At 60.7% G+C, this 12428-nt stretch carries 9 protein-coding genes; all 9 read right to left on the bottom strand.

The annotated features are described in order from the left end of the window. Positions 1–5 precede the first annotated feature (5 nt). The gene (locus tag FJ423_RS16260) at positions 6–1001 is read right to left on the bottom strand and encodes an ABC transporter permease (protein ID WP_140843022.1); all 996 of its coding nucleotides are present in this window, start codon (positions 999–1001) and stop codon (positions 6–8) included. Next, a complete protein-coding gene (locus tag FJ423_RS16255) occupies positions 1002–1859 on the bottom strand; it encodes an ABC transporter permease (protein ID WP_140843020.1) in 858 nt (285 codons plus the stop codon). It abuts the gene before it with no gap. Beyond that, positions 1856–3658 carry an ABC transporter ATP-binding protein gene (locus FJ423_RS16250; RefSeq protein ID WP_140843018.1) on the bottom strand — a complete coding sequence of 601 codons (1803 nt, stop codon included), beginning with the start codon at positions 3656–3658 and terminating at the stop codon, positions 1856–1858. Before FJ423_RS16250 ends, FJ423_RS16255 begins: the two co-directional genes overlap by 4 nt. Positions 3659–3710: 52 nt before the next feature. After that, complete coding sequence (locus tag FJ423_RS16245) at positions 3711–5267, bottom strand: ABC transporter substrate-binding protein (RefSeq protein WP_140843016.1); 1557 nt, start codon at positions 5265–5267, stop codon at positions 3711–3713. A 971-nt stretch (positions 5268–6238) separates the two neighbouring features. Further along, positions 6239–6520: a hypothetical protein gene (locus FJ423_RS16240; protein WP_140843014.1), complete on the bottom strand. Its 282-nt coding sequence runs from the start codon at positions 6518–6520 to the stop codon at positions 6239–6241. A gap of 230 nt (positions 6521–6750) precedes the next feature. Next, positions 6751–7437, bottom strand: coding sequence for a response regulator transcription factor (locus FJ423_RS16235; RefSeq protein WP_140843012.1), 687 nt, complete (start codon positions 7435–7437; stop codon positions 6751–6753). Beyond that, positions 7427–7816, bottom strand: a complete 390-nt coding sequence (locus tag FJ423_RS16230) for a response regulator (protein ID WP_140843010.1) — start codon at positions 7814–7816, stop codon at positions 7427–7429. Before FJ423_RS16230 ends, FJ423_RS16235 begins: the two co-directional genes overlap by 11 nt. A 2-nt stretch (positions 7817–7818) precedes the next feature. Then, entirely contained in the window at positions 7819–8460 is a 642-nt protein-coding gene (locus FJ423_RS16225) for a response regulator (RefSeq protein WP_140843008.1), read from the bottom strand. Beyond that, the gene (locus FJ423_RS16220) at positions 8457–12092 is read right to left on the bottom strand and encodes a PAS domain-containing protein (RefSeq protein ID WP_140843006.1); all 3636 of its coding nucleotides are present in this window, start codon (positions 12090–12092) and stop codon (positions 8457–8459) included. Before FJ423_RS16220 ends, FJ423_RS16225 begins: the two co-directional genes overlap by 4 nt. Between the last annotated feature and the right edge of the window lie 336 nt (positions 12093–12428).

The following is a 12428-nucleotide window of genomic DNA, read 5'->3' as shown; positions in this document are numbered from 1 at the left end:
TGCTCTCAAAGGTTTATCCGGGAATCGGCCATCGACTGCCCGATTTCGATGAGTGTATTGACCAGAATGTAAAAGATCCCGAACACGATGGCGACACCCAGCACTGCCGGGAGATCGGCGCTGGCAAAGGCTTGGACCGTGTAAAGACCCAGGCCTGGCCACCCGAAAACGCGCTCGACAACAAGCAGATTGCCAAGGAGAAGGCGGACCTGGAGACCGAGCATTGACAAAGGGGCAGTAGCGGCATTGCGCAAGCCGTGGCGCAACAGCACCTTTGTCTCGCTCAGTCCCTTGCCGCGTGCGGTCCGCACATATGCCTGGCCCATGACATTGTGCAGCGCTCCGTTCAGGCTTCGCCCAACCGCTATGCCTACCGGCAAAGCCAGTGCGAGCGCTGGCAAGATCAGATGCCGCAGCGCGTCGACGCTGATTTCGGGCTGGCCCACCAGTATTCCGTCGATGACATTAAATCCCGTGGGACCCGCGAAGTCGCGGTAGGCAGGTCCGAGTCGACCCGCTCCGGGAAGCCAGTCCATTCGGAACCAGAAAAAATAGGCGAGAAGCAGGGCTGACAGAAAGATCGGTGTTGAACCAATCCCGATCAAAGCGAGCCTTATACCGGCCGATCCTGGAATCAGGAACTGAAGCGCGGCCATGACGCCGGCTAGCGCCACTCCCAAAACGATCGATGCTAGCGCAAGTTCAAGCGTAGCGGGAAGATATTGCTGTATGTCGTCGAACACCGGCTGCCGTGTTCTTACCGACGTTCCCAGATCCGCATGCGCGAGGCGCAATAGAAAGCGCCCGTATTGAACGACCGCCGGGTCGTCCAGCCCGAGCTGCTTGCGCATCGCTTCGACAGTTTCTGGCGGAGCGCTCGGCCCGGCGATGGCCCGCGCAGGATCGGCGGGGATAACGCTCTGGAGACCGAAAACGATGAAGCTCATCAGCAAGAGAACGACTACCGCGCCGACGATGCTCTTGGCGAGGTAAACCAGCATCTACGCCCCCCTCAGCGCGGCGCGAATGCCGTCGCCCGCGAGGTTGGCGAGGAGACAAAGCAGAAAGATGATCGCGGCCGGCAAGATCGGCAGCCACCAATGGACGGTGAGACTGTCGAGGGTGCGCGATGTCATCGCGCCTAGTTCAGGCGCCGGTGCAGGCAGTCCAAGGCCGAGGAAAGACATCAGCGACATCGTCATGATGATGTTGGCGACGTCCAGTGACGCCCCGATGAGCAAGGCTGGGATCACTCCCGGCAACAGGTAGCGCAACAGCAGGCGCGGGCCGCGGACCCCCGCTATCCGCGCCGCTTCGACATGAGGACGCGCCTTGAGGCGGCGAATTTCATCACGCGATATGCGCGCATACCAGGGCCACCAGATAATGGCGATCGCGATCATCGTGTTGACGAGCCCCGGGCCAAGCGAAGCCACGACGGCGAGCGCGATGATTGTTGACGGAAGGACCAGGAACAGGTCGATGATGCGGTCGATGACTAGGTCGACCGTGTCGCCCATCAGGCCCGAAATCAGCCCGGCCAGGGAGCCCACAACAAGACTGAAACTGATGACGGCAAGCCCTGGCAGCCACGTGTATTGAATGCCGAGGATGACGCGTGAGAACAGGTCGCGGCCGATCTCGTCGGTGCCGAACCAATGTCGGGCCGATGGCGGCAGGTAGGCTGCGGCGACGCGCAATTGTGGGTCGAACGGCGTGATCCAGGGCGCCAGCAGGGCGACAATGGTAACGACAGGAATGCCGACAACCCCGACGCTTTCAAGCCAACCGGCACGCCTGAGGAACTCGCGCCAGTTGAACCGAGGCCTCAAAGGCAGCGTGTCCGGTCGTATAGTCATCCTTCGTCTCCCGCCTGAAGGTTTGGCATCGCAGCAATGAGAGACTGCGTGTAGGCGGCCTGTGGTGCGGCAATGATGGCATCTGGATCGGCAACCTCGACCAACTCGCCGTCCTTCAGCACCGCGACGCGGTCGGCGATGATCCTGGCGGCCGCCAGATCGTGGGTCACGAACAGCATCGCCATGTCCAGTCGCCGCCGAAGGTCACCAAGAAGGTTCAAGGTGGTGGCCGCCAGCGACACGTCCATGGCACTGATCGGCTCATCGCAAAGCAGAAGTCTTGGAGGGACGATTACGGCGCGAGCCAAAACGGCGCGCTGGCACTGTCCGACCGACATCTCGGCTGGTAGCGCGTCCATCAGGACCGGATCGAGGCCGACGAGCTTTATTGCCTCTCCGATGCGGCGGCGCCCATAGTCACTGTCCGGTGAAATAGCCCGCAGACGCTCGCCGATCTGCTCGCCAATCGTGAGCCACGGCGTCAGCGCCGCCACGGGGTCTTGAAACACGATTTGCGGAGGAAACTTGTCGAAGCGGGCAACAGTGCCGCTCTCGGGTTCCACAAGCCCGGCAGCAATCCTCAGAAGGGTGGATTTGCCGGCGCCACTTTCGCCGACAAGGGCGACGCACTCGCCAAGCTTGATCGAGAGGCTGACCGACCTGAGAACGGGCTGCGGTTGGCGCCGCCCCCAAAACGATCTGGCGCCTGTTGGGAATGTTTTTCGGATATTGGACAGCCTCAAGGCGGCGGTTTCCTGGATCGCATGGGCCGGCCATGGTGTCGCACCAGCGCGCTGCGCTGAGAGAAATGGCGTTTGTTCGTGGTGAAAGCAGGCGACTTCGCCACCGTGCACCGAAGCAGGCTCCAGCGGCGGGCGGATCGCCATGCAGTCTGGCTGGGCGATCGGGCAACGCGTCGCGTAGGCACAGGCTCTATCGACGTTTATGGAAGGCGTGCGCTCTGACGGGAGCGTGGGAAGCGGGCGGCGTCGATCAGAGTCCAGATCGTATCGAGCGGCGAGCAAACCGGCGGAATAGGGGTGTGCGGCGTTGCGGGCAACGTCCCGCATGCGGCCGATTTCAACGATGCGTCCAGCGTAGAGAACAAGCACGCGGTCAGCCAGTGAGGCCGCCACACTCAGATCGTGCGTCACGAACAGAATTGCCGTCTGCTGCTCGCGGGCGAGATCGCGCAACAGGTCGAGGATCTGCGCCTGCACGGTGACGTCGAGCGCGGTGGTTGGTTCATCGGCGATAAGCAGCTTCGGTCTTGCCATCATCGCCATGGCAATAAGCACTCGCTGACGCTGCCCTCCCGACAGGCGATGCGGAAGCGCATCGGCGATGCGGTCCGGGTCAGGCAGGCCGGTTCGGCTGAGCCAGTCTTCGGCCGATCCTTCGGCCCCGCTATTGGATTCCCGCATCTGATGGCGGATCGTCATGGTGGGGTTTAGCGCGCCCATCGGATCTTGCGAGATGGCACGAACGAGGTGGCGACGGGCCGACTGCCAGGTGCGCCTTCCCGCGCCGACAAGCTCTGTCCCCGCAAGCCGGATCGAGCCTGCAACCCGCGGCCGGTATTCGCACGGCAGGAGCCCCTGAAGCGTCAGCCCGATGCTTGTCTTGCCGGAACCGCTTTCGCCAACCAGCGCGATGATCTCGCCAGGAAAAATCTCGAAACCGATGCCATCCAGGACGCGTGAAGGACGGCCTTCGCGGCTGAGAATGACTGAGAGGTCTTTGACGGCGAGGACGGACCCGGTGACGGGATCGGACATTCTGCGCGAGAGCTTGATCATCTGCGGTGCGAGCCTGACCTACCTGCTTCGGAATGAACCGGATGGCCGGTCTTCAGGGGCTCCAGCGAACGGTGCCGAAGTCGATGTTGCCGGGTGGGTATACGGGACGGAGTCCAAGGTCCGTCAGGCCCTTGGCGTGGACAACAACGTCGTTGACGTCGACGAGCGGGATGACGATGCCGGCATCGAAATACATGTGCCCCGCTCTCTCGTAGAGTGCGTCGCGTTCTTTGACGTCGGTCAACTGTCCGGCCTGGTCCACGATGGCGTCGGCTTCCGGCACGACCCGGCCAAAATAGTTCAGAACACCGCCTTTTGCGAAGAACACCTTGGCCTGATTTTCCGGATGGGCGGCGTCCGGGCCTGCAATTGTGAGCAGCAAATCGGGAGGGTTCGGGTCATCCTTCAAGGTGTAGGCAGCACCGGAAGGCAGCACGTAAGCCGTCGCTTTCACGCCGATCGACGCCAGTTGCGCTATCATGAGGTCAGCGATGCGGCTGTAACTAGGGGCCGCGCTGTGGAGACCAATGACCAAATTGACCGCGCCACGTTTGGCGATTACGGCTTTGGCTGCCTCTAAGTCCGTCGGAAACCGAATCGGATTAACTGGGTCGAGCATCACGTTCGGATAAACCGACTTCGACAGGCTCGCGAACTGCCCAAAGGCGTCCTTGATCCACAGCGCCGGATTGATCGCTGTCAAAACGGCCTTGCGGACGTCCGCGTCGTCGAGTGGCGACTTCGGCTTAACGAAGAGATAGTACGGTATCATGCTCGGGGCGGTGGTCACCTCCAGCCCACCCGGCAGGCTGGTGAGTTGCGCGAATGGGTAGTTGAGCGGTACGGCATCGATCGTACCCGCCTGCAGTTGAAGTATCTGCTGGCTGATATCGGGCACCACCGAAATCTGGATCTGCTGGAAGAACGGTTTGTCGCCCCAATAGTCGTCGTTGCGTTCGAGCACATAGCGCTGACCGCGTTTGAATTCAGCCAGCTTGAACGGGCCGGTGCCCATTGCGTGCTCGTTGAGCCAGGTCGTCGCAAAGTTGCCGTTGCCATGATCGGCGAGCGCTGCCGGACTGATAACCTTTGGCCCCCACGGACTGGAAAGAGAATCGAGGAACGAAGGCTGAGGATGGCCCAGAGTAAGCACCACCGTCGAAGCGTCGGGCGCCCTCATGTCCCTCACATTGGACAGAAAGTAGCTCAGGATCAGTCCACGATCGCGACGGCGTTCGAACGACTTTATGACTGCCGCCGCATTGAAGGGAGTGCCGTCATGGAACTTGACACCGTCGACCAGGTGGAAGGTGTATGTCAGCCCGTCATCCGAGATCTCCCAACTCTTGGCGAGCAGCCCAACGATCTTGATCGAACCCGGCTCGTACTCGACGAGACCTTCGTAGACGTTGTCAATTGCGCTCATCGCGCCAGTCTCAAACCCGTTGTCCGGATCGAACGTGCCTATGTCGGCCACGTAGGGGATGCGGAGCACCCCGTTGGCGTAGACTGGCGCTACCGAAAGCAGCAAACCAAACGCGAGCAGCAGCATCCGCAGACAGAAGCTGCGCTCGCCGGGTCGTTTGGTTAGGTAAGCGTACATCTGCATGAGCATTCCCGTTGGCTCGGTCTCTTAGCGACGGCAGCAAGGCCACCGCGATCAATGCAGGGGCCAACGAGGCATCTCTGGGTTATTGCGGACCCGGAGGGCTCCGATCTCATAATGGTTTCTCAATCCTCGCGGTGTAACCAAGCGGTGTACCGCTCAGACGGTACTCCTGCCGGTCGGTCGGGGTCTATAGAGTCCTGGGCACTGGTCATCCTATGCCTAGGCATAGGATGCTGGCACGTCGCCGGGCCGCCGTGGCCCCACAAATGAGGATTGGCTGCTAGTTCGCGGACGGGTTGCGCGTATGCACAGGCCGCCATTCGGCAGGAATTTGATGCCTTAGCGGTCGTGGCTCCATTGATCGTCCATCCGCCATTCCGCCTCAGTCGGCGTCCCGCGCCTGACCCAGCTCGCTAGTTCGATGGCGCAGTGGTTAGGTTCTACAATCCGAGACATAAGCCGACAGAACCAGCAATCGGGCTGTCGTTCAGCGATGCGAGCGCACAACGTTTGGCCTCGCGGTCCGCCCGACATGCGATTCAATGTACGCGAAAGGTCGCCAAGGATAGTCATTGCGAGTTCGCAGAAATTGCTGACGACACGCGATCCTGATTTGAGACTAAGGTGGGCGGCGGGTCTGCGTTCACCTGATCCCAGTGCGTGGTTGTGATGCCATGCGGCGTCCTTGATCAGCCTCGCCAACTTTACTCGCGAGTCCTTGACCAGGACGATCTGGTCGTCCTCGCCGCAACTAGACGGCATTACATCGCGGCGGGATGCGCCAACGGAGAAGAGTCCATCCTTGTTCATCGTATCCATCCATGATGTGGCCTTGAACATCCGGCTCACCATCACGACTGTCGAATCGACCTGCGCGGTCGCATTCGGGAGGACGGGCGAAGGAGCGATCGAAACTCGACAGTCGTGATGGCTTGCGAGGAGGATGCGCCGATCCGGGCCGCGAACCTATTCTACGGAAGCATCTCTCGTGCAATGCCAAGGTGCAGGACAGGCATGCCAAGATGTCCGAAGGCCTTCGCGGTGAGTAGACTAGGCCTATAGTACTCGGTATCGGACAACCTGCCGTTCGTGCGGACCAAGCCCGATAGCCGTACCATGGAGCAGATTGAGCGGGGATCTTCCAGCATCGCGATGAACGCGGCCAGTCCCACGGTAATGGCCGGCAGCGGGACGCGCCAGCCGATGACCCAGGCGAATTCCAGTCGCGACAGGAATGCAGGATCGAAGTCCATTGCCCGATTTCCCAGCCTTGGGGCGAGACAGGTGTTGGGCCGCTAGAGGGGATCCCATGCTCGGCTCAACGTAATCATCGTATGCTGCGTTCTGAAACTTTGGGGACCTGGCGAAGACCGTGAGCCGACGCATCGCTGAACTGGCGATGCCCGAAGCTCTTTCACGAAGAATGGTCCGCAGCGCAGGGCAATCCTATTGGACCGAGGCATGGGTAGGCCAATGCCAGGGTCTAGGTGGCGCTATCTTCGCGCATCGGCGCGGGCAGTGTTTCCCATACCCGGATCAACTCGCCGATGGACGCGGCCTCCATTTTGCGCATGACATTGCCGCGATGCAGCTTGACCGTCACTTCACTGATGCCGAGGTCGAAAGCGATCTGCTTATTGAGCCGCCCGCGCGCGACTTCACGCAATACCTCGCGCTCGCGTGGCGTCAGAGTCTCGACGTGCTCGACGTTGCGCTTGACGACCACCGCTTGCGCCCGCCGCGCAGCATCCATCGCGATGCCTGCGATCACAGCGTCAAGTAATGTTTGGTCGCGCACCGGCTTGGTGAGAAAGTCCACGGCGCCGGCCTTCATTGCTTGGACAGTCATTGGAATGTCGCCATGCCCGGTCAGAAAAACGATGGGCTTAGGATTTCCGCTTTTCGCCAGATGACGCTGCAGATCGAGACCGCTCGTCCCCGGCATACGCACGTCGAGGATCAGGCAGCCGGGGCTGTCCAATATGTCGGCGTCGAGCAATTCGCGGGTCGAGGTAAAACAGACCGGCAGAAGACCCGCGGACAGGACCAATTCGTATAGCGCCTCTCGAACGGCCGCGTCGTCATCGACAATCATGACGAGCGGCTGCTCGCCTTCATTTCTCTGCTGCTGCGGTACCGATTTACGTAAGAACGGCTGGTCAACTCTCATGTCTATCCTCCGTTTTTTTGTTGCGTAATGCGTCGCCGACGGCCGCAAGCAGGGCCTGGCCGTCAAAAGGCTTGCGGAAAAACTCGTTGATGCCCTTGGCGCGAATCTGATCCGCTATCTCGTGGCGGCCGGTGATCAGGAACACTGGTAGTTCTGGGCGCGCCTTCTTAGCCAAGTCACGTAGTTCAAAGCCGTCCGTGCCAGGCATCCCGATGTCCGTAATAAGCAGATCTAGGCCCGAAAGCCCGGTGATGAGCAGCGACGTTGCCGACGAGAAGCTGCGGGCCACATAGCCCGCGGACTCCAGGAGATCCTCAAGCGACTCAAGCAGCCTTGGATCGTCATCGACTATCGCCACGACAGGTCTACACTTGTTCACACTCAGCTCCCTCCCGCTCGGCGCGAGTGAGTGATTGGTATTTCCAATCGCTCCGCGATACGCACGAGATCGGCCAGCGACGCCGCCACCATTTTCTGCATCACATTCCTTCTGTGGATTTGTAGTGTGACCTCGCTGATTCCCAGCTCAGCTGCTGCCTGCTTGTTAAGAAGACCGCTCACCACGAGCGGCAACACCTCGCGTTCGCGCGGCGTTAGGTCGAGATAGCGTTGCCTCAGCAGGCCGAATTCGGCGCGCTCTGATCTCTTTCTGCGATCGAGGGTGATCGCCGTATGGATTGCAGCCATCAGGTCCGCATCACTGAAAGGCTTCGTCAGGAAGTCCACGGCGCCGTGCTTGATCGCACGCACCGAGGACGGGATGTCACCATGTCCAGTTATGAAAACGATCGGTGGATGATCTCCTTCCGCGATCTGCCCCTGCAGATCGAGGCCGTTGATATCCGGCAACTCGACATCAAGGATGAGGCAGGCTGGGACGTTCGGCTTGTCCGCGATCACATAGTCGCTGGCTGATCCGAACGCGACGGCGCGCATGCCGTGTGAAGCCAGCAACTCTACGAGAGCTTCCCGAATGCGCGCATCGTCGTCCACGATGAACACGATTTGGTCATCCGTCGTCATGCCGCCACTTTCACTTCAACCGGCAAGGTGAAGATGAATTTCGCGCCGTGCGGCTCGTTCTTCTCGACCCACAGGCGCCCGCCGTGCGACTCGACGATCGATCTGCAGATCGCCAAGCCCATACCCATCCCATGTTGTTTCGTCGTAAAAAACGGCTCGAAGATCTTGTCCGGGAACTCGATGCCCCACCCGCGATCGCTGATCTCGGTTTGGATCGCATCCCCCATCCGGCGCACGCGCACGCCGAGAACCCTGGCGTGCCCAGTGGAATCCATTGCTTCGGTGCCGTTGCGCATCAGATTGATCAGCACCTGCTGAATCTGGATACGATCGAGCGCCACGAGCGGAAGATCCCTTTCGATATCCGTATCGATGCGGACACGATGCCGCGCCGCCTCCTCGGCCATAAGATCCAGCGCTTCGGCTATCACACCGTTGAGCGCCATGGAGCTCCTCGTCTCTGCGGATGACTTGAACAGGGCTCGGATGCGGCTAACGACGTCGGCGGCGGCATTTGCGTCGCGGATGATGCGCTCGACCGTTTTCTGCGCCCGCTCGATGTTTGGCGGTTCCGCCATGAGCCAACGCTGGCACGCGTGCGAGTTGGCCACCACAGCCGCCAAGGGTTGATTGACCTCATGCGCGATCGAAGCCGAGAGCTCGGCGAGGCTCGCCGCCTGGCTCGCACGGGCGAGGCTCTCTCGCGCCAGACGCAACTCTTCCTGCGCCCGAACCTCGCTATCGATGTCCAGGCAGATCACGTTCCACTGTACAATAGCACCTTCGGCGTTGCGCATCGGTGCGGCACGCGTCTCGACCCAACGATATTCGCCGTCGAAACGCCTCAGGCGGTGCTTGCGCGCATACGGCTCGCCGGTGGACAACGAATGGGCATATCTGTCTTTGACACCCGCCAGGTCGTCGGGATGAACGCCCGCATCGAGTGTGCCGGCTAACCGGGACTTTCCAGTTCCGTCCAATTCTTCAAGATGGTATCCGAGGAATTCACGGAGCTGCTGGCTGCGATATCTCGGCTCGCCATCCGGCGCGGCGCAATCGATCATCGCCGGTAGCGTTTCAACGAGCTGCCAGAGAGAGCGTTCTCTCTCGTGCAGCGCTTCCTCGACGCGCAACTGATCGTCAATGTCATGCGAGAGGCCGTACCACTGGACGATGCGCCCACCCTCATCCCGCAACGGCTCTGCCGTTCCTTCGACCCAGCGGTAGACGCCATCCGCACGCCGCAGGCGATACTTCTTGGTGAAGCGTTCCCCGGTGACGAAGGAATGGTTGAGCGCTTCCTCAAGGCTGGCTGCATCATCGGGATGGACCGCAGCTTCCATGAAGGCCGCTAGCCGGCTCATGCCCGGCTTGTCTGCATCTGCTGTGTCCAGGCCGAGAAAATTTATCAGGCGCTTGTTGAAGAACGTCGGCTCCCCCTCCGGACTCAACCGCCAGAGCAGGCTCGGAACCATATCCACGAGTTGCGAGAGTTCCCGCTCTCGCTCGCGCAGCGCTTCCTGTGCACGCATCTCATCATCGATGTCGATGGAAACTACGTACCATTGCACGATCGCTTCGCTTTGATCTCGCAGCGGTTCCCCGCGGCCATCAACCCAGCGATACACACCGTCGGCGCGGCGCATGCGATATTTCACGGAGAAGGGCTCGCCCGTGGCGAAGGAGTGGCGGGCCGTCTCCAGCAGAGTACCTGCATCATCGGGATGGACGAGGGTCCCTATGATTGCGGCCAGCCGGCTCATGCCCGTCTTGTCCAAAGCCGCTATGTCGTCCAGGCCGAAAAAGTCCAGCAAGCGCTTGTTAAAGAATATCGGCTCGCCGTCGGGTGTCATACGCCTGATCTGGACCGGGACCATGTCGACGAGCTGCGAGAGTTCGCGCTCCCGATCGCGCAACGCCTCTTGCGCGCGCACCTCGTCGTCAATGTCGAGAGAAACTCCATACCATTGCACAATCGCTCCGTTTTCATCACGCCGAGGCTCCACCCTGCACTCCGCCCAGCGATAGGCGCCATCCTTTTCACGCCAACGAAACCGCATCGCGGAGCCGCCGCCAGTGTCGAAACAATTCCGCAACGTACGTTGCACCTCGGGAGCATCCCCGGGGTGGACCAGCTCTTGCAGCAATTCTTCGATGCGCGGCGCCTCGAGAGCTTCGAAGTTCGCGATAACCGAGCGGAAATGGTCCTGGTATCGCTTGTTGAAGTAGACTGGCCCGCCGGTGGGCATTGCGCTCCAGATGCGGACCGGTACGGCATCGATCATCTCTTGGAGCCGCCGCTCGCTCCGTCGCAGCGCCTCTTCGGCGTGCATCTGATCGTCTATGTCGTGACTGAGACCGTACCACTGGACGATGCGTCCGCCCTGATCCCGCATCGGGTCCGCCCGGCTCAGCATCCAGCGATAGACGCCGTCGGCGCGACGCAAGCGGTGTCGCATCGCAAAGCTCCCGCCGGTGGCGAGGCAGTGACGGAGCGCGTCGCCGAACGCTGCTGCATCGTCCGGATGGACGGTCTCGATGACCCCCTCCAGCCGGCTCATGCCCGGTTTTTCGGTATCCGCTACGTCCAGGCCAAGGAAATCGACCATGCGCTTGTTAAAGAAAGTCGGCGCGCCGTCGGGTGTCAGGCGCCAAACGTGGCTAGGAATCATGTCCACGAGCTGCGAGAGTTCTCGCTCTCGGTCACGCAATGCCTCCACGCTTTGGCGCAATGTGAGCACCGCCAGTTGGTGCTGCCTGGATATGGCGGCCACGATGAGCGCCGAAAATGCCGAAATGGCCAGAAAAAGCTGCAGCATGAACTGATTGTGCTTCTGGACCTCAGGATCGCCGGCAAATTGGCTGGCGCCGGAAATTGTGAACACCGCCGTGATCAGGGCGAGGAGGGTCAAGGCGACGGCGGCGCCTTTGAACTCAAAGCGCACAGCGGCCCAAAGAAGAGGTGGCATGATGATGTATGTAAAGGGCAGATAACCGCTCAAGGAAAGCGCGGCGACACTAAGAAAGATCAACCCAAGGACGCAAGCTTCCAGCCATCGCGCGGCAGAGAGCTGGGCCTCGCCGCGCCAGTTCTGGAACACGACCAGCGCCAGTGGCGCTACGATCAGGACCCCGGTGGCGTCTCCGATCCACCATAGGGGCCAAGCCGCCACAAAGGTTTGCGATTGCATCCCAAACCACTGAAGTGTCGCACTTCCCACCGTCGCGCTTACGACTGGCGCAATGCCAGCGGCCAGTGCGACGAATGCGAGAACTTCCTGCAAGGTTTCCAGCCGAACCGGCCGCCTGCAAGTCCGGTTCACGAGCCATGCGCCGGTGGCCGCTTCAAGAGCGTTGCCGGTATAAATCAGGAAGGCCGCAGGTAGCGGACTGTCGAACCACAAGAAATTGCTGAACAGTTCGGCCAGACAGCCCCCCAGCACCCACCACGGCCAACTGTACCTGGAGGTGAGGACAAGCGTAGCAATGAAAAGCCCGCTCGGCGGCCAAATGGAAATACCTGTTCCAGGTACGATTGCGAGCGACTGGGCGAATCCGCAGCCCAAGACATAGGCCGCGATAAAAAGCCCCAGGTGCAAGAATTGGGGACGGTGCGACCAGACGCGCATCATCGGCTTCTCCTGTCGGACAAAGACGGCGTAAGGACCGTCAGCGCTTGGTGTAGCACCTGTCCTCAATATCTGGGCTGGCGAATTCACACCGTATCCTAGTGCCACCATGCCAAAGCCGCATCTTATGGAAAACCATGCATTGCATGTCGACGCAGTCAGTTGAGCCGGCGGCTGAATGGCGCGCTACTGGCCCTGGGGGCACGAACCAGCGAATTGCTGTTTGATGGCGTCACTCGCTTCCTGCTGTCAGGAACGCGAATTCCCATACTCATCTCGCGATAATCGGAGAACTTGCCAAAAGATGCGACCAGACACTTTCCCTCTCCGTTCGGTGGC

Source organism: Mesorhizobium sp. B2-8-9 (assembly GCF_006439475.1).
Taxonomy (GTDB): domain Bacteria; phylum Pseudomonadota; class Alphaproteobacteria; order Rhizobiales; family Rhizobiaceae; genus Mesorhizobium.
This window is presented reverse-complemented; position numbering and strand designations above follow the sequence as displayed.